Annotated in this window: 22 protein-coding genes and 1 pseudogene; 8 read left to right on the top strand and 15 right to left on the bottom strand. The window is 69.0% G+C overall.

Going from position 1 to position 26548, the window contains the following annotated elements:
* Positions 1-459: hypothetical protein (locus tag D7V93_RS07940; RefSeq protein ID WP_147451077.1), on the bottom strand; the 459-nt coding region annotated here is incomplete at its 3' end.
* On the opposite strand from D7V93_RS07940, the gene D7V93_RS07935 reads away from it, so the two are divergent.
* Complete coding sequence (locus D7V93_RS07935) at positions 458-757, top strand: hypothetical protein (RefSeq protein ID WP_120642803.1); 300 nt, start codon at positions 458-460, stop codon at positions 755-757. The genes D7V93_RS07940 and D7V93_RS07935 overlap by 2 nt on opposite strands.
* 18 nt (positions 758-775) lie before the next feature.
* On the opposite strand, the gene D7V93_RS46465 is transcribed toward D7V93_RS07935, so the two are convergent.
* From D7V93_RS46465 to D7V93_RS07910, 5 genes are all read right to left on the bottom strand, one after another.
* The gene (locus D7V93_RS46465) at positions 776-1600 is read right to left on the bottom strand and encodes a c-type cytochrome (protein ID WP_244237164.1); all 825 of its coding nucleotides are present in this window, start codon (positions 1598-1600) and stop codon (positions 776-778) included.
* A gap of 24 nt (positions 1601-1624) precedes the next feature.
* Entirely contained in the window at positions 1625-2743 is a 1119-nt protein-coding gene (locus D7V93_RS07925) for a metallophosphoesterase family protein (RefSeq protein ID WP_120642802.1), read from the bottom strand.
* Between the two features lie 12 nt (positions 2744-2755).
* Positions 2756-4069 carry a cytochrome-c peroxidase gene (locus tag D7V93_RS07920; RefSeq protein WP_120642801.1) on the bottom strand — a complete coding sequence of 438 codons (1314 nt, stop codon included), beginning with the start codon at positions 4067-4069 and terminating at the stop codon, positions 2756-2758.
* Between the two features lie 100 nt (positions 4070-4169).
* Positions 4170-6068, bottom strand: a complete 1899-nt coding sequence (locus tag D7V93_RS07915; protein ID WP_158623673.1) for a cation:proton antiporter — start codon at positions 6066-6068, stop codon at positions 4170-4172.
* 31 nt (positions 6069-6099) lie between these two features.
* On the bottom strand, positions 6100-7083 hold the full coding sequence (locus D7V93_RS07910; RefSeq protein WP_120642799.1) for a LysR family transcriptional regulator: 984 nt from the start codon (positions 7081-7083) through the stop codon (positions 6100-6102).
* A gap of 79 nt (positions 7084-7162) precedes the next feature.
* On the opposite strand from D7V93_RS07910, the gene D7V93_RS07905 reads away from it, so the two are divergent.
* The 3 genes from D7V93_RS07905 (at position 7163) to D7V93_RS07895 (ending at position 10208) form a co-directional block, all read left to right on the top strand.
* Positions 7163-7780, top strand: coding sequence for a hypothetical protein (locus tag D7V93_RS07905; RefSeq protein ID WP_120642798.1), 618 nt, complete (start codon positions 7163-7165; stop codon positions 7778-7780).
* A 162-nt stretch (positions 7781-7942) separates the two neighbouring features.
* On the top strand, positions 7943-9538 hold the full coding sequence (locus tag D7V93_RS07900; RefSeq protein ID WP_120642797.1) for an SNIPE associated domain-containing protein: 1596 nt from the start codon (positions 7943-7945) through the stop codon (positions 9536-9538).
* Between the two features lie 73 nt (positions 9539-9611).
* The gene (locus D7V93_RS07895) at positions 9612-10208 is read left to right on the top strand and encodes a plasmid pRiA4b ORF-3 family protein (RefSeq protein ID WP_244237163.1); all 597 of its coding nucleotides are present in this window, start codon (positions 9612-9614) and stop codon (positions 10206-10208) included.
* Between the two features lie 573 nt (positions 10209-10781).
* On the opposite strand, the gene D7V93_RS07890 is transcribed toward D7V93_RS07895, so the two are convergent.
* The 4 genes from D7V93_RS07890 to D7V93_RS07875 all read right to left on the bottom strand — a co-directional run bounded on the left by D7V93_RS07890 (position 10782) and on the right by D7V93_RS07875 (position 15087).
* A complete protein-coding gene (locus D7V93_RS07890; protein WP_244237162.1) occupies positions 10782-11996 on the bottom strand; it encodes a trypsin-like serine protease in 1215 nt (404 codons plus the stop codon).
* An 84-nt stretch (positions 11997-12080) separates the two neighbouring features.
* Positions 12081-13466 carry a DUF2156 domain-containing protein gene (locus D7V93_RS07885; RefSeq protein ID WP_120642794.1) on the bottom strand — a complete coding sequence of 462 codons (1386 nt, stop codon included), beginning with the start codon at positions 13464-13466 and terminating at the stop codon, positions 12081-12083.
* A gap of 166 nt (positions 13467-13632) precedes the next feature.
* Positions 13633-14439 (bottom strand): hypothetical protein, encoded by an 807-nt coding sequence (locus D7V93_RS07880; protein WP_147451076.1) that lies wholly within the window; start codon positions 14437-14439, stop codon positions 13633-13635.
* Between the two features lie 60 nt (positions 14440-14499).
* Positions 14500-15087 carry a Crp/Fnr family transcriptional regulator gene (locus D7V93_RS07875; protein WP_120642792.1) on the bottom strand — a complete coding sequence of 196 codons (588 nt, stop codon included), beginning with the start codon at positions 15085-15087 and terminating at the stop codon, positions 14500-14502.
* 66 nt (positions 15088-15153) lie between these two features.
* Here D7V93_RS07875 and D7V93_RS07870 point away from each other — a divergent pair, with 66 nt between their 5' ends.
* Positions 15154-16389, top strand: coding sequence for a sterol desaturase family protein (locus D7V93_RS07870; RefSeq protein WP_120642791.1), 1236 nt, complete (start codon positions 15154-15156; stop codon positions 16387-16389).
* A gap of 168 nt (positions 16390-16557) precedes the next feature.
* Here D7V93_RS07870 and D7V93_RS07860 read toward each other — a convergent pair whose 3' ends face one another.
* Entirely contained in the window at positions 16558-18063 is a 1506-nt protein-coding gene (locus D7V93_RS07860) for a DUF8189 domain-containing protein (protein WP_120642789.1), read from the bottom strand.
* 354 nt (positions 18064-18417) lie between these two features.
* Between D7V93_RS07860 and D7V93_RS07855 the strand changes: the two genes are divergently transcribed.
* Together D7V93_RS07855 and D7V93_RS07850 are read left to right on the top strand one after the other, a co-directional pair.
* Complete coding sequence (locus tag D7V93_RS07855; RefSeq protein ID WP_120642788.1) at positions 18418-18696, top strand: hypothetical protein; 279 nt, start codon at positions 18418-18420, stop codon at positions 18694-18696.
* A gap of 378 nt (positions 18697-19074) precedes the next feature.
* Positions 19075-19647 (top strand): hypothetical protein, encoded by a 573-nt coding sequence (locus D7V93_RS07850; RefSeq protein WP_120642787.1) that lies wholly within the window; start codon positions 19075-19077, stop codon positions 19645-19647.
* 123 nt (positions 19648-19770) lie between these two features.
* Here D7V93_RS07850 and D7V93_RS07845 read toward each other — a convergent pair whose 3' ends face one another.
* The gene (locus tag D7V93_RS07845; RefSeq protein WP_120642786.1) at positions 19771-21879 is read right to left on the bottom strand and encodes an extracellular catalytic domain type 1 short-chain-length polyhydroxyalkanoate depolymerase; all 2109 of its coding nucleotides are present in this window, start codon (positions 21877-21879) and stop codon (positions 19771-19773) included.
* Between the two features lie 214 nt (positions 21880-22093).
* Between D7V93_RS07845 and D7V93_RS07840 the strand changes: the two genes are divergently transcribed.
* Complete coding sequence (locus tag D7V93_RS07840; protein ID WP_120642785.1) at positions 22094-23311, top strand: hypothetical protein; 1218 nt, start codon at positions 22094-22096, stop codon at positions 23309-23311.
* Positions 23312-23365: 54 nt separating this feature from the next.
* Here the strand turns inward: D7V93_RS07840 and D7V93_RS07835 are convergent, their stop codons facing one another.
* The 3 genes and pseudogenes from D7V93_RS07835 to D7V93_RS44810 form a co-directional block, all read right to left on the bottom strand.
* Positions 23366-25582, bottom strand: coding sequence for an Ig-like domain-containing protein (locus tag D7V93_RS07835; protein WP_158623672.1), 2217 nt, complete (start codon positions 25580-25582; stop codon positions 23366-23368).
* A gap of 171 nt (positions 25583-25753) precedes the next feature.
* On the bottom strand, positions 25754-25885 hold the full coding sequence (locus D7V93_RS47300; protein WP_279636862.1) for a hypothetical protein: 132 nt from the start codon (positions 25883-25885) through the stop codon (positions 25754-25756).
* A 428-nt stretch (positions 25886-26313) separates the two neighbouring features.
* Positions 26314-26548 (bottom strand): annotated as a pseudogene (locus tag D7V93_RS44810) (hypothetical protein); the annotation flags it as partial.

The following is a 26548-nucleotide window of genomic DNA, read 5'->3' as shown; positions in this document are numbered from 1 at the left end:
CTCGTGCGCGCCAGCCCGGCGGCGCCATGCCCGTCCCGCCGGGGGTGGCACCTGGCCGATGACCTGGAGCGGCGCCGCCGGGCTGGCGCGCACGAGGTAGTCGCTCAGCGGCCACACCGGCAGCCCCAGCACCGACACGGTGCGCGCGGCGACGAAGGGAGCCTGGGGCGCTTCGGGCGCGGGCCGGCCCTGCCACCGCACGCCGGTGCCCAGCACGGAGTGCGTCCGGGGAGCGCGGACCGTGGTGACGAAGGCCGCGCGGTCCTCCACGAGCGACGCGAGCAATTCCCGCGTGGGCCCGGGGGGCTCCCGCTCGAGCCTGCGCACCAGCACCGCGTGCACCGTCCAAGCGTCACCCCGCGCGAGCGCGGCCGTCAGCGCTTCGTCCGGCAGCAGTTGCGCAAGCCGCGGGGCGCGCTCCAGCAGGCCGCTGGGGTCGGAGGCAGGGGTGAGGGACATGGGCCGCATTCAACCCGCCACGGGCGGGGTGGGGGCAAGCCCTGGCACGGATTGGATCGCGTCCCGCGGGCACCCGATGATGCCCGCCATGGATGCAACGGACATCGGGATCGTCATCGCCCTCGTGGCGCTCGGGCTGGGGCGGTTCCTGCTGATGCGCGACCAACGCCGCGCACCCTCCGCGGGAGCGTCCCCCCAGAAGCCGACCCGGATGCGGTTCACCGCCCGGGTCCTGCTCGGCTTCGCCTACGTCATGGTCCTGGCCATGGTGGTGCGCCTGCTCATCCACCGGATGTAGGCGCCCACGGCCCGGGCCTCAGTGCTTGCCGTACTCCAGCTTCGTGCCCTTGCGCTGCGCGTAGATGTACGCCTCCATCGCGCGCATCTTCGGGTCCCCGTCCGCCAGTGGCTTGCCGCGCAGCGGGTTCTCGATGCACCAGTTGATCATGTCGCGCAGCAGCGCCACGCGCCCCAGCTGCACCTGGTACTTCGGATAGGTCTCCGGGTGGGTGTTGGCCGCGTCCGGATGGCACATGTCGCACGACACGCCCACCGTGCCGCCCAGCGCCTCCGCGTCATGGAACACGCGGTGGCCCTCCTTCACGAAGGCCTGCGTGGAGTCCGCCCACACCTGCTCGTCGCGCTCGGAGTACGCGCCGTAGGTGTGGCCCGTCTGGAGGTTCACCTGCTCCTGTTTGGGCACCGCCTTCGCGCCCGACTGCGCGCCCACGCCGCCCGGCTGCACGGCGCTGCCCGCGGGCTTCGAGCCGGGGTTCGGCTGCGGCGCGGGTGGAGGGGACTTCTTCGCGTCGGGAGGGGTGGCCTGCGCCAGGGCCGGGCCCGGCACGTCGTCCCAGAGCGCGTCCGGGTTCTTCTTGCGCCAGTCGTCCATCAGCTTCGAGGTGGCGCGCACGGCCTGCTCGCGCGTGAGCTTCTGGCCGTCCTTCACGCCCTCCACCTCCAGGGACGTCTCGCCGTCGCAGAGGCCCAGCACCAGGTTGCCGTCCTTGGACGCGGGCACGACGTGCTTGGGCAAGGGTTCCGGAGGGGGCTTCGTGGCGGGAGACGTGGCGAGCGCCACGCCACCGGCGAAGGACAGGGCCGCGCACGGGACCACGAGCAGCTTCATTCGCAAGGTCATGGGAGGGACTTTCCTCTTCCGGTCCTAGTAGGTGGGCAGCTTGGGCTTGGGGGGCGCGGCCTGCTTGCCACCGGAGCCCAGGAAGCTGGCGCGCACGGTGATGGGGTCGCGCTGCCAGAGGTTGTAGACCTTGTCCACGAGCCCCGACTCCAGCACGTCCATGCGGCCGTCACCGCAGCCGTCGAACTGGCTGAACGGATCCGCGCGGTTCATGGGCACCGTGAGCGCGGGCAGGCCCTCCGGCGCGTACGGCCACGGCCACGCGGTGGACAGCATCCCGTGGAACTGGATGTTGCCAATGCGGTTGCTGAGCAGCTGGTGCGTGTGGCCGTGGATGACGGTGACCTTCTCATACGGCTTGAGGATGGCCTGCACCTCGTCCGCGTCGTCGGTCCAGAAGTTCCAGGGCTTGTAGTACTTGTAGAGCGGCGAGTGGCTGAAGACGATGAGCGGGGTGTTCTTCGCCACCTTCGCCAGGTCCTTCTGGAGCCACTGGCGCTGCTCACCGCCCACCTCGAAGCGGGACTGGATGCCATTGTCCAGGCCGGCGACGATCTTCATCCGCTCCATCGGGGTGAGCTTCCGCTCCGTCCAGAAGTCCTTCTCGTGGATGGAGTTGAGCACCACGAAGTGCACGCCCTTGTGGTCGAAGGAGTAGTTGGGCGCGCCGAACAGGTCGCGCCACTGCTCGCCCATGTCCAGGAACCAGTCGTGCTCGCCCACCATCATCTTGATGGGGGCCTTCACGGCCTTGAGGATTTGAGCGCCCAGCTTGAGCTCACCCGCCTGGCCCAGCTGCGCCAGGTCCCCGCCGAACAGGACGAAGTCCGGCTGCGGGTCCAACGCGTTGACGTCGTCCACGGCCTTGAGGATGGCGCGCACGAAGCGGTCGTTGAGCTTGTTCTCGTACAGGTGCGTGTCGGAGATGTACGCGAAGGAGAACTTCGGCTTCTGTCCCTCCGCGTCCGCCACGTTGACCAACTGGAAGCTGTTGGGCGTGAGCTTGCCCATGCCCGCCACGATGCCGGCGGAGATGCCCGCGACGCGGAGGAAGGCGCGGCGGTCCAGCTTCTTCAGACCCTCGAAGAAGGCCTCGCGCTCGGCGTAGTGCTTCGTCTCGATGCTCTGGAACTTGTTGGCCATGGCGCCCTTCCGTTACCGCGGCTTGGACTGCGTGGAAGGCGCCACCGGGGTGACGTCTCCGTAGATGCCCAGGTCCGCCGGATTCTTCACGTTCAGGTCCGGGTTGGGCGCCAGGTCTCCCAGGTTGCCCTTCTTCCCCATGGCGACCTCCGTGTCCCGCTCCGGCCGGTTGTTCCTGCGGGCGCGCTGCTTCGCGAGCTGCTCCTTGTTGAGCTTGTCGAACTTCGTGTCCGTGAGCGCGAAGAGGAACGCCACCAGGTCGTCGACTTCAGGCTCCGTGAGCCCCAGTCGCTGCATCCCTCCGTCGAGGAAGGGATTGGGCACGCCGCCCTTGTTGTAGTGGTCCATCACGTCCCACAACGTGGTGAGCGACCCGTCGTGCATGTACGGGCCGGTGATGCCCGCGTTGCGCAGCGTGGGCGTCTTGAACGAGCCCACGTCGTTCTCCTGCTTCGTCACCAGGAAGCGGCCCAGCTCGGAGAACTCCGTCTGGAGCGCCAGCTCGTCGATCTGCTTCTCGTCCCCGGTGCGCACCACCTGCACGCCCTTGCGCGCCAGGGTGACGAAGTCCTGCTTGTGCGCCGCGACGCCGATGTTGTGGAACTTCTGGTCGCTGAACAGCGGCGACACGGCGTTGCCCGCGTGGCACGAGTTGCACCGCGCCTTGCCGTTGAAGAGCGCCCAGCCGTTCTTCTCCGACGCGGTGAGCGCCTTGGCGTCACCGGTGATGAACTTGTCGAAGCGCGCGCTGCCGGAGAACTGCATCCGTTCGAACGCGGCGATGGCGGCCGCCAGGTCGTCGTAGTTCACCTCGCGGCCGAAGACCTTCTTGAACTCGGCGGCGTACTCCGGGATGGCGCGCACCTTCTGCACCACCGCCTCCGGGCTGGGCATGCCCATCTCCCGGGGGTTGAGGATGGGCAGCTTCGCCTGGTCCTCCAGCGTGCCCGCGCGGCCGTCCCAGAACTGGGTGGCGTTGAAGAGCGCGTTGAGCACCGTGGGGCTGTTGCGCGTCACCTTCTGGTTGCCGATGCCCTCCGACAGGGCCTTGCCGTCGGTGAAGCCCAGCTCCGGCTCGTGGCACGTCATGCACGCCACGGTGTTGTCCGCCGACAGGCGCTTCTCCCGGAAGAGCTTCTCCCCCAGCGCCACCTTCTCCGGCGTGGGTTCGGAGCCCGGAGGCACCGCCAGCCGCCACAGCGTCGCGGAGACGCCCGGCGGCAGCGGCGGAGGCGGGGAGGCCTGCGAAGGCGTGGGCGCTGCGTGCCCCACACCGGTGTTCAGCACCACGGCGAGCACCGTGACGACGCCCGAAGGCAGCCGCATGACACCCCTCCCGCCAGCCTTCAGGAGCCCACGCGGGACATCCGCGCGACCTGTTGCCGGATGCCGCGCATTTCACGCAAGTCACGTCATCCGATCAATGTCACTCCGTCGCCAGGGTGGCGGAAGTGTTTGGGATTGGAAGCTCCTGGGGCAACAGCGACCAGCCGTGCGAGTTCAGCCAGGCGTGGGCCTCTTCACGGCGAGCGTGGGCGACCAGGAAGTCCACGCGGTCGCCGGCCACGGGCACCGCGGTCTCGTCGAAGAGGACGGTGCCCTGGGGGCGCTCCAGCACCAGGGGGAGCAGGGCCTCCTCCAGGGTGCCGGTGGCGGGGGGCACGGTGGCCTGCACCTGCGGGGCCTCCAGGCGCCAGTGCTCGCGGGACACGGCCTGCTGCTCACAACGCGCCAACCAGGCGTCCAGGTCGCGCTCCGCGCCGAAGAGGACGTGCCCCCCGGTGGCGCTCACGGTGGTGGACGACACGCCCACGTGGCCCCGGTGCAGGGCGGTGTAGTTGGGGGCGGAGCGCTGGAGCGCGCGCACGCGGTCCGCGAAGAGCAGGTTGACGCCCTCGTTGTGGGTGAGGCCGAGGAAGCCCCGCCGTCCTTCCGGCTCCGCGCGCAGGAGCGTGCGCTCCTCCAGCCCGTTGCCGAAGAGGACGCGGAAGCCCTCCGCCTGTGCGCGCCGCAGCGTCGCGTCGCTGGAGTCCACCAGCAGCACCGGTTCACCGCGCGCCTGGAGCGCCTGCGCCACCTGCCGCGCCAGGGCGTTGGCGCCCAGGAGGACGTAGCCCCCGGGCACCACGCGGCGCACGCCCAGCCACCCGGCCACGCGCCCACCCGACAGCCCCTGCACCACCACCGTCACGCCGATGACCAGGAACACCAGCGCGCGCACCGCCTGTCCCTCCTGCACGCCCTCGGCGCCCAGGCGCGAGGCGAACAGCGACGCCACCGCGGCGGCGACGATGCCACGCGGCCCCAGCCAGGCGATGAAGGCCTTCTCGTTGCGGGACAGGCCGGAGCCGGTGGTGGACGCGGCCACGGCCACCGGCCGCACCACCAGCATCAGCACGAGCACGGTGGCGACGCCGCGCCAGCCCAGCGCCGTCACCTGCGACAGGCGCATGTCCGCCGCGAGCAGGATGAAGAGCATGCCCAGCAGCAGCACGGTGAGCTGCTCCTTGAAGGCCAGCACCTCACGCCTCGCGGGCACGCTGGCGTTGCCCACGACGAGGCCCGCGGAGATGGCGGCCAGCACGCCGCTCTCCGGCGCCAGCGCGTTGCTCACCTGGAAGGCGCCCAGCACCAGGGCCAGGGAGAAGACATTGCTCAAGTCCTCCGGCACCCACGTGGGCTGGCGCAGGCCCAGGGTGATGAGCAGCCCCGTCACGCCGCCCACCGCGAGCCCCACGCCCCAGCGCGAGCCCAGCGCGCTCACCAGCAGCCAGGGCCCCTCTTCGGCGTGCAGCGCCATGTCCAGCGCCACCACGGCGATGATGGCGCCCACGGCGTCCACGAAGATGCCCTCGGCCTCCAGCACGGTGTGCACGCGGTGGGTGACGCGCACGCGGCGCAGCAGCGGGTTGATGACGGTGGGGCCCGTCACCATGACGAGCGTGCCGAACAGGGCGGACACCACCCAGTCCCAGCCCATCAGGGCCCGCGCGGCCAGCATGCCGCCCACTGCGGTGATGGCGGCGCCCAGCGTGACGAGCCGCTGGATGGAGCGCGCCTCGCGGCGCAGCTTGCGCACGTCCAGGCTCATCGCCCCCTCGAAGAGGATGACGGACACGGAGAAGCCCACGACGGTCTGGAGCGCGGGGCCCAACGAGGACGGCCGCACCCAGCCCAGCGCCTCCGGCCCCAGGAGCACACCGGCGGACAACAGCACCACGATGCCGGGCACGCTCAGGTGCCGGGCCACGAGCTGCGCGAGGATGCCCGCCACCAGCGACAGGCCCAGGGTCAGCGACGGATTCTCGAAGGAGGGGGAGGCCATGGAAGCGGCGCGCACCGTAGCCGCTCGCGCGTCACCTTCGTCCGCGTGCTCCGGCCGAGGGTTCGCCGGGAGACGGAGCCACCGTCCTGGCGGTCGCCGTGGAGGCGGGCTGATGGCTTGCGTCCGCGATGGCCTTGCGCAGCCATGCATGCGCGGGGTCGTGCTGCATGCGCTCGTGCCAGAGCTGGCTCACGGTGAAGTTCGCGAGCTCCATGGGGGGACGCAGCAGCTTCAAGCGGAACGCGGGCGCCATCAGGAGCGACATGCGCTCCGGCGCGATGAGCAGCAGGTCCGTCTCCGCCACCATGAAGAGGGCCAGGAAGAAGTGCGGCACCGCCACCCTCACCTCGCGGGACCGGCCCAGGCGGGCGAGCGCGTCGTCCACCAGGCTGCCCGTCTTCCCCAAGGGGGACACGCTGATGTGTCCGTGCTCCAGGTAGCGCCCGAGCGTCATCCGGCCTCGCGCGATGGGATGGCCCTCCCGGGCGAGGCAGACGAACCGCTCCTGGAAGAGGGCCTGGACGCGGAAGGCCGCGGGCATGTCGCCGAAGACGCCGAGCGCCACGTCCAGGCTGCCCCGCTCCAGCGCCTCCTCCATCCCCTCGCCCGGCCCGCGCACGCGCACGGACACCCCCGACGCCGCGCGGGTCAGCTCCCGCATCAGCGGAGGCAGCACCACCATGCCGGCCAGGTCCGCCGACGACAGCCAGAAGGTGCGCTGCGCCGTGGCCGGGTCGAACCTGCGCGCGCCGTGCAGCGCGCCCCGGAGCTGCTCCAGGGCCGCGCGCAGCACGGGCGCCAGGGACTCCGCGAGGGGCGTGGGCACCATGCGCCCACTCGTGGGAATGACCAGGGGGTCTCCCAGCCGGTGGCGCAGCCGGGCCAGCGCGTGGCTCACGGCGGACTGGCTCACGCCCAGCCGGGCCGCGGCGGCGCGGTTGCTGCCCTCGGAGAGGACGGCGTCCAGGAAGACGAAGAGGTTGAGGTCGCGGACATCGATGTGAAGGTTGTTCATCTGGGAGGTGACGACGTTTCAGTCAGTTCAATCACATTCCGAGGCTACCTTTCGCGTGTCCCCAAGCCCAGGAGCCACCATGAAGGGTCTTTCTTTCGCCGCCATTGCCACGCTGTGCCTCGCCACCCAGGCGCTCGCCGCCGAGCCTCCCAGCATCGTGGGGCACTGGAAGTCCACGCAGTGCGAGGTCCGGCCGGGTGGGGGCGACCAGAAGTACTACGTGAAGCGCGACTTCACGTATTCGAAGTCGGATTCCAAGGCGGTCATCACCTTCTACATGGATGGCACCTGCAACGAGGCCCAGAAGATGTCCCGCGTGGTCATCACCGGTCCCTACGTCGTGCGCTCGCAGCCCATCGCCACGGCGGGCGCGACCCAGGGCGCGTCGCCCGCGCACTTCATCTTCTCGACGCTGAAGCTCACGCCCCTGGCGGACGGCTTCGCGCAGTACCTCAACAGCGCGGCCCCCGGGACGTGCGGCACCCAGAAGTGGGCGGTGGGCAAGGAGCAGGACGTCACGAGCACCAATGGCTGCTCGGCGGTCTTCTCCTTCAACACCTGCCCCTGGGAGCAGGACGTCGTGAAGGTCGTGGGGGACGAGCTGTTCTTCGGAGCCCGGCCCGCCAGCGGGGGCTGCAACCCTGACGCCACCCACCTGCCGACCGAGCTCCAGGTGGCGCTGAAGCGCGCGAAGTAGTTCGCGCGCTCCAGGCCCTGGCCGGGAGGCGAAGCGGCAACGAGCCCGATCTGAAGGCTCACCGGATGACGACCGTCAATCCCCCCCATGGGGGATGGGAAGGGATTGCCTGGCTGGGAGACTCTCGCCCCTGGGAATGAATGACCTGAGGACGGTCCATCCATGCTTCTGACCAGCCTGCTTCTCCTGGCAATCGTCTCCGTGATGTTAGGTGTGGTGCTCGTCAAGCGGCGCGCTGCAGAGCGCGCGCTTCGCGAAGCGAATGCGCTGCGCGAACGACTTGAGCAGGAAGTCGCCGCGCTCCAAGCGCGGAACCGCGTGCTCGACAAGTACCAGAGCATCGTGGACGCGGAGGCAGAGGCTGAGGCCGTGCGCGCCCGTGCGGCGGCAGCGGCGGAGACACTGCGCAACAACGCGGTGGAGGCGGCGGAAGCCCTGCGCGGTAGCGCAGTCGCGGATGCAGCGGAGCTGCGCAAGCGCTCCGATGCGCTCCTCGCGGATGCTGCCGCGGAGGCCCGCCGCACCATCGAATCCGCGAACAAGCGCGCACAGGAGATCGCGGGCGAGGCCTTCGCTGCGATGCAGAACACAAAGCAACTGGAACAAACGGCCGCCGCGATGCGCAACATCATCGAGGGCTATGGGGACCGCTACGTGGTGCCCACGCAAGGGGTACTCGATGAGCTCGCGGACCACTTCGGATTCACGGAGGCCGGTTCAAGGCTCAAGGCGGCGCGTGAGCGAATGCGGGAGATGATTCGTGGGGGCAAGGCCGCGAGCTGCGACTACGTCGAAGCGAACCGCCGTACCACGGCCATCGAATTCGTTCTCGATGCCTTCAACGGAAAGGTGGACTCCATCCTCGCGGGGGTGCGCCACGACAACTTCGGCACGCTCGAACAGAAGGTGAAGGACGCCTTCAGCGTGGTGAACAACAACGGGCAGGCCTTCCGGAACGCGCGCATCCTGCCGGCCTACCTCGCGGTCCGCCTGGAGGAACTCAAGTGGGCGGTGGTGGCCAACGAGCTGAAGCTCAAGGAGCGCGAAGAACAGCGGATCATCAAGGAACGCATCCGCGAGGAAGAGAAGGCCCAGCGCGAATTTGAACGCGCCCAGCGCGAAGCGGAAAAAGAGGAAGACCTGCTGCGCAAGGCGATGGAGAAGGCCCGGCGCGAGTTCGAGAAGGCAGGCGATGAACAGAAGTCAAAGTACGAAGAGCAGCTCACCCAACTCGCGCTGAAGCTCAAGGAGGCCGAGGAGAAGAACCAACGCGCCATCTCCATGGCGCAGCAGACGAAGACGGGCCACGTCTACGTCATCTCCAACGTGGGCTCCTTCGGCGAGAACGTCTTCAAGGTCGGTCTCACCCGACGCCTCGAGCCGCTTGACCGGATCAAGGAACTGGGCGACGCAAGCGTGCCCTTCGAGTTTGACGTGCACGCACTCATCCACAGTGAGGATGCGCCATCCCTTGAGCGTGAACTGCACAAGCGCTTCGTGCGCGAGCAGGTGAACAAGGTCAACCCACGCAAGGAGTTCTTCCGACTGGCGATCCAGAACCTCCGGCAGGTGGTGGACGGAATGGGTCTCCAGACCCAGTGGACGATGACCGCCGAGGCTCGGGAGTTCCGCGAGACGCAAGCAGTCGAGCGCGCCATGCGGAGCCAGTCCCTGGACGAGGGCGCGTGGATTCAGCAGCAACTCAAGGAGCAGGAGGTTGCTCGGACCGAAGAGGTTCGCAAGGAGGCCGTAGGCTGAACTGCCGCTGTGCACGACCCACCCGGCAGGACACTACCTCTCCATGCTGGGAGCGGGTACACGCGCCCCATCCATGGCTTCCCGAAAGAAGACGCAGGCCGAACCCTCCATTCACGTGTTGCACGTCGAGTTGATGGGAATCCAGCCCGCCATCTGGCGAGAGCTTCACGTGCGCAGCGACACGCCTCTCTCAAAGCTGCATGAAGTCCTGCAAGCAGCCTTTGGCTGGAGCAACAGCCATCTGCACATGTTCGAGGACATTTCGAGGCGGCAATACGGTCACCGGGCAGCGGGGGACTCCAGCGATTTCGGCTTCAGCGACACTCCGCTGCAAGATGAGCGCAGATACACCGTCTCGGATATCGCTCCGCGCGCGCGTCACATCTTCGGCTACATCTATGATTTCGGTGATGACTGGGTGCACCGCATCCGCGTGAAGAAGGTGCAGCCCGCCGAAGTCGGCAGACGGTACCCCGCGTGCACAGCAGGGGCGCGAGCATCGCCACCCGATGATTGCGGCGGCCCCCCTGGCTACGCACGGCTGCTTGAGGTTCTTCGAAACCCCAAGCACGAAGAGCACCAAGAAGTGCTCGAATGGGTCGGCGGATCCTTCGACCCTGACGCGTTTGACCTCATTGCCACCGACAAGGCTGTTCGCTCCGCCAGGTGACCCCGGTTCGCCATGCCTGTTCGCGAAGCGGCGAGAATGTCCCCTCGACGGACCTTGAGACGGAGCGCGAAGCCAGCCGAAGTCATTCCGTTCAAGGGGAGACTCCGGCACGGGACAACGCAGGCACCCTCTCGCACCGCACCTGGCGCGTCCCACTCCAAGGAGTCCCTCCAGTCGAACCGCCACCCCACCCGGAGGGGTGGCGGACAGGTGGGCTGCGTGCCACGCGGGAGGCTGTCGCCGGACGGCCCCGGCCCGTTCCCTGGTGAAGCGGTGGGGGCGTCTGCCGGGCGCGCTGGTCACCAACCTGTCCGACAGTCGGACAGGTTCATCCGCTTCGTCGCCGGGACGCTTTGCCCGAGAGCGTGTCGACCGGCGACGGAGGACGGGAAAGCGCGTGGCAGTGCCAGGACTGAGCGGAGCGCTCCTCCGCACCAGGGGAGCCCTGCACCCACCCACGGGCTGACCGGGGAGCCGCGCGGCTGGCTTCAGCGCCGCTGCCTGCGCCACCTTCGCAGGCGCGGCACATGCAGGGGCTGCTGCTACCCCCGGAACGGATTGAGTTGGGCCGGCTTAGTAGGTCGTCACGCGCAGCGAGGTGTTGGACACCGACCCGGCGCCGTACACGGAGACGTACCAGGTGCCGGCGGCCGGGTTGGGAACGGCGCAGTACTCCGCGTTGCCGTTGGTGACGTCGCCGCCGTTCGAGCGGCACGTGTAGACGGTCGTGGTGGGCTGCGCGGTGTGGACGTAGAGGTTGCCGTCACCCGAGCCATTCGCCAGCGACACGTTGAGCGACAGGGCGCCCGCCGGGACGGTGACGGTGGAGTGCTTCCACGTGCCCTGCGGGACGGCCACGACCGGATTGTTCAGGAGGACGCCAGGCGTCCTTCCGAGCAGGTCGGAGACCCACGGCTGGAACGACGCGACGCGGGCATACATCTCCGGGGCCGTGGGGCGCATGCAGCTCCCCGGCCTGGACCAGCTCGCCACGCCCGCGAGCAGCTTCCCCGACGGACCGTTGACGACCAGCGGGCCCCCGAGGTCACCCGGGCAGAAGAACCGGAAGCTGTTGGGGATGAACGTGGGCAGCTGATCCGCCGAGATGGTCATCCCGTGGGACATGGACGCGGACAGGTTGGTGACGATGGGCACGTCCATCTTCTGCAGCACGTCCTTCAACACGCCGGAGCCCGCAGTGAACATGCCCCAGCCCGTCAGCGTCGCGGTGACGCCCGGGTTGGTGAGGCCCGCCGCCTCGTCCGCGGGCGTGGCCAGCGGGATGGCCTTCAGCGTGGTGGCGTTCAGGGTCAGCGGCGTGGACAGCCGCAAGAGCGCCACATCCTTGCCCTGCTGCGCGCCCACGTAGCCGGGGAACGGGATGACATCCAGCACCCAGCGGAGCTGCCCCGCGGAGGCCAGGGTGCTGCGGGAGGCGCTGCCCGCGCCAATCCGAAGGAACGTGGGGGACTTGAGCGCCAGGGCAGTCGCCCCCTGGACGCACTGACGTGAGGTCAGCAGCCAACTGGCATCGACGACGGCCGCCCCGCAGCGGTGCGTGCCGTCCACGTCCTGGAGCGACACCATCCAGGGGAAGTCCGTGATGAGCGCATTGGAGCCACCGGCGATCTCCTGCGCCACTGCATCCACCGGCCGAGCCTCCGCGCCGTCACCCTCCGGACCGCACCCCGCCACCAGCGCCAGGGCCGCGGCGGTCCCCAGGCCCCTGAGGAAGCGGTGTGATGACAACGCGCGGACAGGGGACGTCATCGAACGGGAAGAGGCCATGGGGACACTTCAGGCAAGGACTTCGCGGATGCCGCCAATGATTGACGGCAAGCCGGATATATCACTTAACCTTTAAACCATGAACTACGGCTCGGGGACACGGAGGTCGCGCGAGCGCAGCAGCATCGCGGACGCGGTGGCGGGGGCGAGCACCGACACGACGATGATGCCCCAGTCCCACGGGCCCCGCGCGCGGGCGGCGTTGTAGGTGATGGCCTGCACCAACGTCAGACAGGCATCCGCGCTGGTGAGCCCGCCCAGCAGCGTGGCCAGTCCGTCACGCCAGCGACGCATCAAAAGCAGCAGCCCGACGATGAGCCCCACGTCGAACAGCACCCACGCCCCCTGCACCCACGGCGAGGGGAACCAGGGCGTGCTCACCGGCAGCGCGAGCAGCATCGTCCACGGCACCAGCAGCGCGGTCAGCGCGCGCACGAAGAAGCGGGGCCGGCGCAGCAGCGTGACGAGCCCGAACTTCACCAGGCTGCCCCGCGCGAAGGCGCGCAGCGCGTCGTACACCGCCCACGGGGCTGGTTCGTCCGCGGGGTGGGAGAGGAAGAGGGGCACCCAGGCGTCGGGGCGGAACTTGGCCTTGAAGGCGCGCAGGCCCTCGAAGTCAAACAGGGGCCGTCCTGCCGTGCGCGCGAAGCGCAGCCAGGGACGCACCGGGCCCGCGAGCGGCGCCAGCCCCAGCGTCACGTACCGGCGTCCGTTCGCCGCCGCGGCGCGCATCGCGGCGTCCACCAGCGTCTCCGCGGTGCCGTTGGGCGCGGAGGGTTCGCGCAGCAGGTCCTGGAGGAACCAGCCGTCGCGCGCGAACACGGGCGTCACCGACAGGAAGCCCACCACGCGGCCTTCCCGCTCCGCCACGAAGGCACGGCGCTCGCGGGCGAAGGCACCCGGCGCCAGCCCCACCAGGAAGCCCATGGTCGCCATCCGCCGCGACGCCAGCCAGTGCTCCATCAGCACCTCCACCGCGGCGCGCAGCGGGTGGCCCGGCGTCTCCATCACCTCGGCGGGCACCTCCCGGACACGGACACCGTGGGCCCGGGCGCGGCGGAGCTGTTCACGCAGGCTGCGGCTGCCGCGCACCACCGCGTCCCAGTTCGCCGGGTCCCACACCGGCTGCTCTCCGATGGGGAACTCCTCGAACGGGACGAGCTGGGAGAAGCGCGCCTCGGTGGCGAAGAAGTTCACGCGCCGGCCCGCGCTCCGGGCCGCCTGATGGAAGGCCTCCACCACCTCCCGCACGCGCTCCGGCGCGGCGATGGGGCCGCCTCCCGCCACCCACGCGCCACCCGTGTCCACGTACGCCACGCACCCGCTACCCCCGGGCGCGAACCAGTAGCGGAAGCCCGGTTGCAGCACCTGGAAGGACGTCGCGTTCCAGCCGTGGTGCCGCAGCAGCGCCAGCACCCGCGCCCGCTCGTCCCCCGCGTCCGGGGCGGGTTGTTCGTTGGAGGCACCCATGGGGTTGGCGCTCAAGCTACGTCCCGCCCTGCCCCGTCGCCAGTCAAAGCCTCCCGGGCGGGTGGGATGGATCCACTCCGGCCCCTGACACCCCGCGAGGTCAGCTGCTGGAGGGTGAAGTCACCGGGACGGCTCCGTCACCGTCTACCGGCTCCCCTGAGGGCGGTCAGCCGCAGTCGGCGTACTGCTCGTTCTGCCGCTTCGGGGCGCTGGCGGAGACGGAGCTTCCGCTCACCTCCACGGTGACGACCTCGTCCGCGGACATCAGGGCCCCGCACTCGCCGGCTCGCGCGTGACAGCTGCGGGTGAGGATGAAGGTGCCGTCCTTGGACGCCTCCAGGCTCGTGACGTCGCAGCGGTAGGCCGTGGGGCCTTCGCCCGTGCTCTTGTCGACATCCTCTTCGCCCACGGCGTCCGTGGAGCCGAGCACTTCGCCGTCCTTGCCGAAGAGGACGAAGTGGTACCGGGTCAGCGAGCCGTGGTTCCACTTCCCTTCCTCTTCTTCGGCGTCTTCCTCGCGCTCCTCGCGGGTGAACACGCGCAGGGTTTCGCCGGAAGGGCGCTTGAGGGATTCCTCCCGGGCCTCCAGGGCGGCGCCTTCGCGCTGGGGGCAGGACCGCTTCTTCGCGGGGACCTTCACCTCGCGGGAGTAGGTCTCCGGGGAGAGCAGCTTGAGGTGCTCGACGATGGGGGAGGCCTCATCGGGGGCGCAGACGCCCAGGAGCCACACCCAGAAGCCGGGCTTGAGGCCGGGCACGGTCTTGCTCTGGACGAGCTTGGGTGGGTCGTCCTTGAGCGTCAGGCCCGTCTTTTCGAGCACGTTGCCAAGCTCGCCCCAGGAAACCCTCTTGGCCTCGGCGTCGGCCTGGGTCTTGGCTCCCTTCCAGATGATCGCGACGGCCTTGCCGGCGGCCCCGGCCCGCGAGGACCCGAGCAGGGTCAGCAGGCCCAAGGCGATGAGACATGAACGCATGATGATTCCCCCTTCGACTGCGATGGATACACCGTCCGCGAGGTTGATGCCTGGGCCCGCTCACTCCGCCCGCTTGCGGCGCCGTGACATGATGCGGCTCAGGGCCACCTCGGTGATGCCGAGGTAGGCCGCCACGTCGCGCTGGGGAATCCTTCCCTTCAGGTGGGGATGCTCCTCCCAGAACTTCACGAGGCGCTCCTCCGCGGACAGCTCCAGGAACTCCTGCTCACGGCGCTCCTTGAGGACGAAGTGCTGCTCCGCCACCCGGCGCGCCAGCCGCTCCCAGCACACGTGGCCCTGCTCCAGTTGCTGGAAGTCCTGCGTCTGGAACACCAGCACGTGGCTCGGCTCGAGCGCTTCAATCGCGGTCATCGACGGCAGCCGCTGCAACATCTCCGCATAGGCGCCAATCAGCTCTCCCTCGGCGCGGAAGGCCTTGATGGACTCGCCCCCGCGTGGCGACACGCGCACGCCCCGGAAGACACCCTGGAGCACCACGGCGAACCGGTCCGCCGCGTCTCCCGGACGCATGAAGAGCTCCCGCTTCGCGAGCGACTGCTCCTTCGCCACGGCTTCGGCCTTCACCCACTCCTCGGCAGGAAGCGGGGCCAGGGTGGCGAGGCGCTCGAAGAGCTTCGGGAATCTCACGTCGCGGGGACCTGGGCTTGACCTGGGTTAAGGCGGAGGCGGCTTCGGGAAACATATACCGGGGGCATGTCCCTCAACGTCTATGCCGTGGCCACGCCCTTCGTCATCGCCCTGGCCCTGGCGGAGTTCGCCTGGTGCGTGGCGCGGCGCAACGGCTACTACAGCTTCCAGGACTCCATCGCGAGCATGGGCACGGCGGTGATGAACCAGTGCGTCAACGTCGCGGTGGCCCTGCTGGTGCTCCCCCTCTTCACGCAACTGGGCCAGTACGCACCGTGGCGGCTCGACGCTTCGTCGCCGCTGTCGCTGGTGGCGCTCTTCCTGGGCGTCGACTTCCTCTTCTACTGGTTCCACCGCTTCGGGCACCGCACCAACATCGGCTGGGCAGCCCACTCGCCGCACCACTCCACCGAGGAGCTCAACTACGCGGTGGCCTTGCGCGCGAGCGTGACGCAGCGCCTCTTCTCGTTCCTCTTCTACTGGCCGCTGGTGCTGGTGGGCTTCCCGCCGGAGGCGGTGCTGGCGATGGTGGCCTTCCACCTGGTGCTCCAGTTCATCCCCCATACGCGCGTCATCCCCAAGCTCCCCGGGTGGGTGGAGTCGTGGCTGAACACGCCGTCACACCACCGCGTGCACCACGCGCGCAACGACGCGTACATCGACAAGAACTACGCGGGCTTCCTCATCATCTGGGACCGGATGTTCGGCACCTACGCGGAGGAGACCGAGCCGTGCTCCTACGGCCTGACCACCCCGGCGAACACCTGGGACCCGACGGTCATCAACTTCCAGGCGTGGGCCCGGCTCGTCGCGGACGCCGTCGCCACGAAGAGCCTGTGGGACCGGCTGCGCATCTGGGGGATGCCCACCGGCTGGCGGCCCGCGGACCTTCCTCCGCGCGCGTTGGGGTACTGGAAGCAGGAGGGCGCGGAGGTGAAGTACCACTCCCGGGAGCTGTCCGGCGTCCGTGGCTACCTCGTCTTCCAATTGTTCGCGTCGATGCCGTTCATGCTCCTGGTGAGCCACCATGCCTCACCGCTGTCGGGCTGGCAGAAGGTCGCGTTGAGCCTGCTGCTCTGGGCGATGGCGACCGCCTGGAGCGGGATGCTGGAGTCGAAAAGTTGGAGCGAGCCGCTGGAGCTCGCACGGGTGCTCGCCATGGGCGTGGGGGTGACGCTGTGGCTGGTAGGGGCCAGCGCGCCCCCGGCGTGGAGCGCGCTCACGGCGTCGTGGTTGATGGTCTCGCTGGTCTGGCTGCGGGTGGCGCGGCCGCCGGCGCGCCGTAGCGCAGCCCATCGATGAGCAGGTCGACCATCCTCCGAGAATAGCCGGGGCCGACCTCCGCGACGGGAACGCAAAGATTCCCCACGCCTACCCCGAGCAGCAGATGAAGCTGCTCGACAACGAGCGCTGAGACTCTTTCCATCTCTGCCCAGGGGCACTGGGTGCCCCCGGGCGCCGGCGGGGTTGCTACCAGCCGTTGCTGTACGAGGAGTGGCGAAGGGTGTTGTCCGTGCCGCGATAGAAGACATCCATCCCACCGGGACCCCGGCTCGCGACGTCGGGCGCGGAGGTCATCTCACCGCCCAGCCACTGCCAGCCGGTCCAACTGGAGCCTGTCCACGCGTTCACCCAGAGGCTGTTGTCCCCGCCCCGGCCGAACACCTCCAGCTGGTTGACGCCGCGCGAGACCGCCGCCGGAGCGGAGGTGAAGCTGCCGCCCAGCGAGTACCAGGGGCTCCAGCCGGCGCCATCCCACGCCTTGTGGAGGATGGAGTTGTCCGTGCCGCGCGCGAACAGGTCGATGCGGTTGGGACCCCAGCTCACCGCGGCCGGCTCCGACGTCACGGTGCCCGGAATCAGGGTCCACTGCGTCCAGCCCGTTCCCGTCCAGGCCTGGTGGTAGAGCTGGTTGTCCTGACCCTGGCCGAACACGTCCAGCCGGTTCTCGCCCCACGACGCCACGGCAGGGCCGGAGTTGAAGACGCCGCCCTGCGAATACCAGAGGCTCCAGCCGGTGCCATCCCACGCCTTGTGGAGCATGGAGTTGTCCGTGCCGCGCGCGAACACGTCGATGCGGTTCGGGCCCCAGCTCACCGCCGCCGGGTCGGAGGTGATGGTGCCCCCTCCCTGGAGGCCCCAGCCGGTCCAGCCCGAGCCCGTCCAGGCCTGGTGGTAGAGCTGGTTGTCCAGGCCCCGGCCGAACACGTCCAGCCGGTTCGCGCCCCAGGACGCCACCGCCGGGCCGGAAGTGAACCCGCCGCCCAGCGACTCCCAGGGGATGCCGTAGGTGGCCTTCGCACCCTGGACGTCCGTGGCACTGAGGTCGCCGTTCCCGTTCCAGGCCGGGTTGCAGTAGTTCATCACGGAGGCCAGGTCCCACGGCCCGATGAGCCAGTCACCCGAGGAGCCCTGCGCGGGTTCGGTGCAGGTGGAGGGCCGGTCCGGACGGTTCTGCTCGTGGGCGTAGCCCAGCGCGTGGCCGAACTCATGCACCGCGATGGCGTCGATGCAGTACTTGAGGCTGCTGGCGCACGACGGGCTCCAGTTGGCGAACGTGAAGTTCAGCACCATGCCCTGGGCCATGCCGCGGAGGCCCTTGCCCAGCGCCTTCACGTGCGGGCCGACGTCGCTGATGTTGATGCGGACGCCGCTGGACGAGGCCGGACACGTCCCCCAGCCGGAGAAGCGCACGCTCGAGTTCGCCTCCCACGTGCGCGTCACCGCGTCGCGCACCCACTGCCGCTGGGTGGCGTTGCCGGTGGCCGGGTTCTCCCAACACACGGGGATGGCCAGCGGCCGCCAGAGGGTGGAGGACGCCACGTAGAGGTCGGCCTCGCTGTCCCGAAGCGCTCCCGGAGGCGTCTGCTCGGAAGGCATGGACGCGTCCGGCGCGCCGCCACAGCCCATCAGCGACCCGAGCCCGAGCGTCGCGAGCAGCGCCATTCCCAGACGATGCGTGTTGTCAGTGAACATGGTGTCCCCTCTTGGGTCCGCCCCGGGACGGGGCCTGCATGGCCAACCGCTCCACGGAGCGCGACGGGCCTCGCTTCTGGCATGAAGACTGACACACCGGAAGTGAAATCAAGACAAACACGCATTATTAGTGCTCCCAGAAAATGAAAACCAGGTGGTCTGGGGACACGGGGTGCGGTCGCTGGAGGCGGGACCTCACCACCGACCCGATCGTGAGAGCACGCAAATCAGGTCTTCCTAACCTCCCCCAGTACCTCCATGCTCGTGTGGCGCATCCGGTACCGCGCATGCGTACTCGCTCGGATCAGGAGGCGCCGTTGAAGTCCCAACTCGTGAAACCCAGGAGCCTGTCCCATGCGAATCACCCTGTCCCTGCTGGCTGTTGTCGTGGGCCTCACCGTCTCCGCGGGTTGCGGCGGAGGGTACGAGCCGGAGCAGGCACCGGCGTCCGAGTCGGTCTCCGCCGATGAACAGCTCCCGGAAGGCACTGTCACGCAGCTGGCCATCTGCACGCAGAAGTGGACGTGCAATTACGTCCGCTGGCATAGCACCGAGGCGAACTGTGTAGCGGCCTGTGGCGGCTCGCCCTGCACCAAGGACTACGCGTGTACTGGCGGTTGTCTCTGCCCCTGAGTCATCCCTGTCGGAAAGGCTAAGGGATACCTGAGGTATCCCGGGGACCTGGGGCGGCATATCGGTCCTCACTGGAAGTCATTGCAGGGTGGAGGGTATCGGCGGGTCGGGAACTTCCGGCCGGCATGCCTTCCAGCGGGAGTCGTTCCTCCAGGGCCCGGCGGCGCGGGCTGAAGACACCGCGCCGCCCCATCCCTGGAATGACCTGGTGGGCGCGGTGAAGCGCGGCAAGTGCTCGGACGGCGTGACGTGCTGCGGGGCGGATGGGTCCTGCCCTGACGGCAACTCCTGCTCGTAGCCTCGCCGGGCTGCTTGCTGGCCGCTGCCTGGGGTAGACTCGCGCGAAGAGGCGATGCGGTCATGTCTCCCGGAGAAGCCATGCCCCTGAAGTCCCTCGTGTGGTGGTCCCTGCTGACCGTCCTCCTGGGCGCATGTGCGAGCCCGTCGCCGTCCGAGCGCCCCGTGGCATTGCTGCCCCAGGTCCTCTTCCAATCCCCCATCGCCCTGCTGCTCGCGCGTCACGACGAACTGGCGCTCACCACCAACCAGATGATCCAGCTGGGGCAGCGGGACGAAGCCCTCGCGGCGAAGAACCGGCCGCTACACGACCGGCTCAGGGAGATCAGCAGCCCACGCCCGCCGCCGCGAAGGAACCCGCCCGGCATCGGAACCCGGAGCAGCCCGGGCCCCAGCGCCTGGCCAGCGGAGCCCCCCCAACCCGAGGGTGAAGAGGCCGTGAAGCAGCGGCAGGCACTGCTGCGCGCGGTGGAGGACAACGAGAACGCCGCCTGGAAGGACGTGGAGCCGCTCCTGGACACACAGCAGCAGGCGAAGGCCCAAGAGCTCTTCGCCCGGCAGCGCGAGGAACGGCTGCAAGCAACCGAGTCGCTGCGCGGCCCCGGCGCATGCCAGCCAGGGCACCCTTGCGGCGAAGTCGGCGCACAGAAATAAACGGAGGGGCTTCCTCGGGCCGAGTCGACGTGTCTTGCCATTCCCACCAGCGTCCGGGCCAGTTGCGTCGGTTCCCGCACCAGCAGGAAGGCCGCTCGCGAGGTGGCGACTCCGCCCGGGCCCTCACCGTGGGGAGGGCGTGGTGCCGGCGAATGCGCCCGGCGGCCCCACACGGATGCTGTCCACCCACGCCTTGGACCGGCTGAGGTTGTTGGTGCTGGTGTCCGTGACGGTGACGACGAACTTGAGGACGACGGTCTTGTTGGCGAACGCCGACAAGTCGAGGTCCGCCCGCTGCGTCCAGTTGGCCTCGGTGAGGGTGCCCAGGCCGCTCTTCACCGCCGAGTCCACCACCGTGTCCACCCCATCATTGACGATGACGCGGAAGGCAGCCGAGGCGGTGGTGTTGGCGCAGGACAGGTCCAGCTTGCGCCAGTAGGTCAGCCGGGGGTTGGCCGGCAGCGCCACGCTGACGCTGGCCGTCCGGGTGACGGTGTTGAAGGACGCGGTGGCCGCCCCGAGGATGGACTTGCTGCCGGTGCTGCCCGTCTGGTCGCTGGCGTCCAGCGCCCACGTGGTGAGGCTCCAACCGGCGTTGTCCGGCCCGTTGGCCGAGAAGCTTTCGGTGAAGCCCACCGAAGCCCGGGCCACCGTCACCAGCACCGACGCGGAGGCGGCCGAGTTGCCCGCCGCGTCGTAGGCGCGCGCCTGGAGCGTGTGCGTCCCGGTGGCGTAGGGGGCGGTGTCCCAGCTGAGCTCGAAGCGCCCGGCCTGCGGCGCCGACACACCCTGGCCCACCACGGCGCCGTCGACGAGGAACTCCACCTTCGTCACGCCCCGGTCATCCGCCGCGTTGGCGGCGAGGGTGACCGCGCCCGAGACGGTGGCGCCGCCGGTAGGAGAAGCGAAGCTCACGGTGGGCGCGGTCGTGTCGGAGGTGCCGCCGGTGACAGTGACCGTGACGGTGCTCGAGGCGGCGGTGTTGCCCGCCGCGTCGTAGGCCCTGGCCACCAGCACGTGGGTGCCATTGGTCGCCGTGGCGCTGTTCCAGGTGTACGCGTAGGGCGAGGCCGGGTCGGTGCCTGCCAGCGCGTTGTCGATGAAGAACTCGACCCGCGCGACGCCCACGTTGTCCGAGGCGGTGGCGGTCACCTGCACCGCGCCGCTCACGGTGGAGCCATTGCCCGGCGCCGTGAGACTCACGGTGGGCGCGACCGAGTCGGAGTTGTCCAGCCCGAAGAACTTCGCCACGTACCAGGTGGAGCAGATGTCCGTGTCCAGCACGTATGCGCCCGCCGTGCCGCAGGCCACGGTGGTTCCGGGGAAGCTGAACGCCGGATCAATGGGCGTCCCATGCCCCATGCCAGTGAGGGAGTAGGACTCCACCAGCGCCCTGCCCGCGGCGTCCTTGTAGACCTTGTGGGGGTAGCCGGCGACCGTCTCGCTGACGTCCTCGGTCAGGTCGATGCCGTGCACCGCGGTCCATTGCTCCACCCCCTCGGTGAGGTTGGTGTTCTTCACGGTGAAGTCGGAGGTGCCGTGCCAGATGGAGATGCGCGGGTAGGCGCCCGTATAGGTGGAGAAGGCGCCTCGCACCAGGTCCCTCCACGCGGTGGGCGTCTTGTCCACGCCCGGGCTCATGCAGCTGAAGCCACCCGTCATCGACGTGGCGCACCGGTACGGAATGCCCGCCATCACCGCGGCGCCGGAGAAGACATCCGGGTAGGTGGCGGCCATCACGTGCGTCATCGCGCCGCCGGCCGACAGGCCGGTGACGAACACCCGGCTTGGATCAATGGAGTAGGTGGCCTTCATGTGGTCCACCATCTGCTTGATGGAGAGCGCCTCGCCCTGACCGCGCGCGGTGTCCCCAGGCTCGAACCAGTTGAAGCAGTTGGTCGAGTTGTTGCCACTCACCTGCTCCGGATAGACGACGTAGAACTTGAGTGGGCCGGCCAGCGCGGTCCACCCGGTGGCCGCGTAGGCCGCCGCCGTCTGGGTACAGCCGTGCAGCGCGACGACCAGGGGCGCGTTGGCGGGCATGCTGGCCGGCACGTGCGTCCACATCCTCAGGTTGCCGGGATTGGTGCCAAAGCTGGTCACCTGCGTCAGCGCGCCCTGGACCTGGGCGATCCCGGGAGACTCTTCCGCCGGCATCTCCAGGGGGCCGCACCCGAGGACCGTCAATGCGAGGAGCCCACAGCAAAGACGTCCAAAGCGCTGACCGTGCATGGAAACCCTCCCTCGAAAGAGGGCGCAAGGTATCACCTTGACGGCTGGCGCCTAGATGATTCCTGAATCAGGCATCAACTTCTCCGCATGAGTGCTTTTGCGCAGGACTACCGCGTAACCGGCATTTCGTAAAAACTTGACTTGTCCGGAATACCTTTCTTCCTCCAGGCTCGGTGGCCTGCGCGAGAGAAAGCCGCGCGAGGAGGCAGTGACGATGAGGCACACCCGATGGGCAGCGGTCCTGAAGCTGGCGCTGGTGCTGGGGACGCTGGGGTTTTCCCAGGCCGCGCAGGCGCAGAACGTCTTTGACCCGCGCGTCTTCAACTGGCTGTTCTACCTGAACAACAACGCGGACCTGATGCGGGCGGGTTACCGGACGCCGCAGCAGGCGATGAACCACTGGCAGGCCAGCGGTATCCGCGAGGGGCGGCAGGCCGTGTCCAGCTTCCACACGCGCCAGTACCTGGACCTGCACGCGGATGTGCGCGCGGCCTACGGCGCGGGCAACTACACCGGGGCCCTCAACCACTACCTGACCTACGGCGCCAACGAGGGCCGCAAGGGCCATTACCCGGGCGGCTACGGACGCTGGACGGTGGAGAACGACATCATCCGCATCAGCGCCTCCACGCGCACGGCGGGCGCCATCGACAGCCTGATGTGGAACGGGCGCGAGTTCATCAACTCGTATGACCACGGCCGCCAGCTCCAGACGGCGGTCATCATCGATAACTACGGCGAGTGCTACAACCCGACCCAGGCGGGCAGCGGCAACGACGGGCTCGCGTCCACCACCACCAGCGTGCTGGAGGGCGTCTACACGGAGACCTCGCGCCTGGCCGTGCAGAACCTGCCCGCCTACTGGCTCGCCGCGGGGCAGGCGCACCCGTTCCCCTCGGGCAACTGCGTGCGCGCCGTCAACACCACGAACGTGTCCGACTACCGGATGAACACCGACGTGCGCGTGGGCTTCGGCGGCATCCGTCACGCCATCGAGTTCATCACCGCCGTGCAGCTTCCGCGGTACGCGAGCGCGTTCCAGCTCGAGGGCCCCACAGCCTACCTGTCCGGCGAGTTCTCCTCGTTCTACGCCATGAACTTCGCCACGGGAGGACTCATCGCGCAGTCCCCGGCGAACACGGAGCAGGACGAGCCCGTCATCATCTCACTGCCGGACGGCTCGGCGGCCCTGGGCGTCTGGTCTCCGAACCTTCCGGACGGCGGCACGGCGAGCCGCTACGCACGCTTCTCGTTCATCGACGGCGGCAACCCCGCCAACTCCACTACCAAGTGGAGCGCCGTGTTCCGCCGCACCGGCCTGGCGCCCGGCACCTACTCGTTCCGCAGCTTCCTCTTCGTGGGCAGCCTGGAGAACGTCCGCGTGGCGATGCTCCAGGTGCGCAACCAGTTCCTCACCGGTCAGGCCCACTGACTCCGGCGCGGCAAGGACGCAGGGTCGCGCTCCTGCGTCCTTGCCGCGTGTGTCTCACTTCACCGCGATGGCGGCGACGCTCCCATTGCTTCGCGCGATGAACAGGATGCCATCCTTGCCCAGGGCGAGGTATCCGCCGGCGGGGTACGTCCAGACGTGCTTCCCGGTGGTCAGGTCCACCGCGTACGTGTTCGAAGCGGTGCTGACGAAGAGCAAGTTGTCCGTCACGAGGGTCGTCCCCTGCGGCAGGCCTTCCGGCGGCACCCAGGTCCAGAGCAGGGCGCCATCCGACTCGGCCCGGGCCTCCACCTTGCCGTTGTTGAAGACATACAGCACGCCGTCCGCGACCGTGACGTTGCCCGTGAACAGGGCCTTCAGCGACCAGCCGACCCGCTGGTTCGCCAGGTCGAAGGAGAGCAGCCGGTAGCCCTGGATGGCGAGGACGTTCCGGGAGCCGCCCAGCACCGGCGCCGTGTTCATGCTCCATCCCCTCCAGTCGAAGCCGGGGTCTTTGATCGTGTAGGCCAGGCCACCCGTGGCCGCGTCCACCACCTGCAGCCCTGATTCGGTGTAGGCGAAGACCTGCCCCCCCTCCACCGCGGGCGTCCACTGGTCATACTGGCTGGTGCCGAAGAACCACCGCTGCCTTCCGCTGGTCGCGTTGAAGCTGTACATGCCGTCGTAGTAGCCGCCCGCCATGAACACGTTCCCCTGGAGCACCACGGGGGCGTAGTAGTGCGACCACTGATTGCCGTACGGGCTCTGGAACCGGAGGGTGCCGGTGGCCACATCGAAAGCGTAGAGGAACGAGTCCTCGTGCCCCGACGTGGTGAGGTACACCGCGCCGTCGGAATAGGCGGGCGGGTGGGCCGCGTGGATGGCGCCGAAGCTGTACGTCCACAGCGACTCCCCGGTCTGGGCATCGAGCGCGGCCAGCTGCTGGCTGCCGAAGTAGCTCTGGGTGGAGACGAAGACCGCCCCCCCTCCTTCGGTGACGGGGTTCAGCGCACCGGCGCTCTTGAACGCCGGGCCCACCCACAGCTCGCGGAAGACCTCGGGATCCAGCGTCGCATCCACCGCGCCGGTGTGCCGGGCGTTTCCCTGGAACGTCGCCCATTCCTCGGTCTGGTTCCACGAACCCGTCGACACAATCACACGCAACCGGGCCACGGCCGACTTGCCCTCGCAGGTGGCGGTGACGCTCACCGAGCCCTCGCCCCTGCCGGTGACCTTGCCGTCCGCCTGGATCTCCGCGCGGGATGCATCGGAGCTCACCCACTCCACCGTGCGGCCCGTCAGCACGTTGCCATGGGCGTCCTTCAGGACCACCCGGAGCTGGAGTTCCTGGTCGACAGCGATCACCGCGGAGGGAGGCGAGACCGTGACCTGGGCGACGGGGACGTAGAGGTCGAGGGTCGCGGACGCGCTCTTCGTCTCACTGGTCGCGGAGAGGGTCACCTGGCCGGGCTTCAGCGCCGTCACCAGCCCGGAGGCACTCACCTGCGCGCGGCTCGTGTCGCTCGAGCTCCAGGTGACGGCACGCCCGGAGAGGATGGCCCCGCGTGAGTCCTTCAGCGTCGCCGAGAGCTGCACCGTGGTCTCCACGGGCACCTGTCCCGTGGGGACGCCGTCGAGCGTCACGGACGCCACCCTCGCCACGACCACGCGCACCACGACCGTGGCGGTGCTGCGCTCACTGGAGGCCGAGATCACCACGTCGCCCGGCTTCACGGCCGTCACCAGCCCCTGGGCGCTCACCTCCGCGACCTCGCTGTTGTTGGAGGCCCAGCTCACCGGCCGGCTCACGGTGTTCCCGGCCGCATCCCGGGGGGTGGCGGTGAGCTGCACGGTTCCGTTCGCGGGAATGGGCTCGGCGGGTGCCCCGCCAAGGAGGATAGAGGCCACCGTGTCGTCAGGGCCCGTCGCTCCACCCACCCGCACCACGACCGTGGCGGTACTGCGCTCGCTGGAGGCGGAGATCACCGCGTCGCCCGGCTTCACGGCCGTCACCAGCCCCTGGGCGCTCACCTCCGCGACCTCGCTGTTGCTGGAAGCCCAGCTCACCGGCCGGCTCACGGTGTTCCCGGCCGCATCCCGGGGGGTGGCGGTGAGCTGCACGGTTCCGCCCAGGCGGAGGGGCTCGGCGGGCGCCCCGCTGATGAGGATGGACGCCACCGTGTCGCTGGGAACCGTTCCATTTCCGCAGGCACTCACCGCGATGGCCAGGATGAGCGCGAAGCACCGCCGCGCCAGACTCCATGACCCGGCCATGGTCGGCCCACGAGCCGAAGACCCAAGCTGCTCCATGATGTGACTCCCCCTCGAAATGATCATGCGGCAGTACAACGTTCTGCCTCGCCCATCCTGACAGGACAAGCATTCTTTCCGCCTCGCTCGCGCCCGCAAGGCGGCTGACATTGAGCCCATGCGGTCAATCCAGACTCAATCCCTGTCATCGACCCGCCGTCGGGGCAGGCGCTCATCCGGCGCCGCACCGTTGAGGACGCCGAGCGTGGCCGGGTCATACGCCCAGTCGCTCGCGGTGTCGGTGTCCGAGAAGGAGACGCGACCCACCGCCATCGTCCGGGTGCCGCTGGAGGGGAGGGCCCAGGGAACAGCGAAGGGACCCGGAAGCCTTCACCGGCATGGATTGGATGGCCCACGTCTGACAATTCGCGTTCACGCTCAAGACAATGCCCCCCGGGCTGCCCCGCGATGGACGGAAAGGCCTGTCCGTTCACGGGGAAGGGTCTACGAATGGAGCCACCGAGGGGGAAAACGATGCAGCAGCCTGCCCTTGAGTTCCTGGTTGCTGTTGCTGTTCAGGGGTCAACACCCGCTTCAATGCCATACACGCAGGTCACCCAGACGTTCCCGGGGTCGGGCTGCTCCCATCCAGGGCCCGCGGGCGGACTGCATCCACAGCAACCGGTCCACCACCGGGCCCTGGGCATTCATCGCAATCCAGGCGATTCTTGAAGCCCTCCGCCGACAGGCTCCGCTCAGTAGAAGAGCAGCTCCGGCTGGTCTGCCTTGACGGTGATGATGTCTCCCGTGGAGCCCGCCGTGGAGGCGTCAGCGCTCAGCGTGGACTTCGTGCCCCCACCGCCATCGCCCGCGCACGCGCCGCCGCCACCGCCGGCCTGGACCAGCGTGGTGGCCGTGCCAGAGACGGCCGACGTGCCCGCGGTGCCAGGGTTCACCTGGACGTTGGCGGCGTTCACGATGACGGGCGTG

The organism is Corallococcus llansteffanensis (assembly GCF_003612055.1).
In the GTDB taxonomy this organism is placed as follows: Bacteria; Myxococcota; Myxococcia; order Myxococcales; family Myxococcaceae; genus Corallococcus; species Corallococcus llansteffanensis.
The sequence above is the reverse complement of the archived record's forward strand: the minus strand, read 5'-3'. Positions and strand labels throughout refer to the sequence as shown.

Coding starts and splice junctions, on each gene's coding strand:
- D7V93_RS07935 (WP_120642803.1), top strand. CDS start 458: ATGGGCCGCATTCAACCCGCCACGGGCGGGGTGGGGGCAAGCCCTGGC.
- D7V93_RS46465 (WP_244237164.1), bottom strand. CDS start 1,600: ATGACCTTGCGAATGAAGCTGCTCGTGGTCCCGTGCGCGGCCCTGTCC.
- D7V93_RS07925 (WP_120642802.1), bottom strand. CDS start 2,743: ATGGCCAACAAGTTCCAGAGCATCGAGACGAAGCACTACGCCGAGCGC.
- D7V93_RS07920 (WP_120642801.1), bottom strand. CDS start 4,069: ATGCGGCTGCCTTCGGGCGTCGTCACGGTGCTCGCCGTGGTGCTGAAC.
- D7V93_RS07915 (WP_158623673.1), bottom strand. CDS start 6,068: ATGGCCTCCCCCTCCTTCGAGAATCCGTCGCTGACCCTGGGCCTGTCG.
- D7V93_RS07910 (WP_120642799.1), bottom strand. CDS start 7,083: ATGAACAACCTTCACATCGATGTCCGCGACCTCAACCTCTTCGTCTTC.
- D7V93_RS07905 (WP_120642798.1), top strand. CDS start 7,163: ATGAAGGGTCTTTCTTTCGCCGCCATTGCCACGCTGTGCCTCGCCACC.
- D7V93_RS07900 (WP_120642797.1), top strand. CDS start 7,943: ATGCTTCTGACCAGCCTGCTTCTCCTGGCAATCGTCTCCGTGATGTTA.
- D7V93_RS07895 (WP_244237163.1), top strand. CDS start 9,612: ATGGCTTCCCGAAAGAAGACGCAGGCCGAACCCTCCATTCACGTGTTG.
- D7V93_RS07890 (WP_244237162.1), bottom strand. CDS start 11,996: ATGGCCTCTTCCCGTTCGATGACGTCCCCTGTCCGCGCGTTGTCATCA.
- D7V93_RS07885 (WP_120642794.1), bottom strand. CDS start 13,466: ATGGGTGCCTCCAACGAACAACCCGCCCCGGACGCGGGGGACGAGCGG.
- D7V93_RS07880 (WP_147451076.1), bottom strand. CDS start 14,439: ATGCGTTCATGTCTCATCGCCTTGGGCCTGCTGACCCTGCTCGGGTCC.
- D7V93_RS07870 (WP_120642791.1), top strand. CDS start 15,154: ATGTCCCTCAACGTCTATGCCGTGGCCACGCCCTTCGTCATCGCCCTG.
- D7V93_RS07860 (WP_120642789.1), bottom strand. CDS start 18,063: ATGTTCACTGACAACACGCATCGTCTGGGAATGGCGCTGCTCGCGACG.
- D7V93_RS07855 (WP_120642788.1), top strand. CDS start 18,418: ATGCGAATCACCCTGTCCCTGCTGGCTGTTGTCGTGGGCCTCACCGTC.
- D7V93_RS07850 (WP_120642787.1), top strand. CDS start 19,075: ATGCCCCTGAAGTCCCTCGTGTGGTGGTCCCTGCTGACCGTCCTCCTG.
- D7V93_RS07845 (WP_120642786.1), bottom strand. CDS start 21,879: ATGCACGGTCAGCGCTTTGGACGTCTTTGCTGTGGGCTCCTCGCATTG.
- D7V93_RS07840 (WP_120642785.1), top strand. CDS start 22,094: ATGAGGCACACCCGATGGGCAGCGGTCCTGAAGCTGGCGCTGGTGCTG.
- D7V93_RS07835 (WP_158623672.1), bottom strand. CDS start 25,582: ATGGCCGGGTCATGGAGTCTGGCGCGGCGGTGCTTCGCGCTCATCCTG.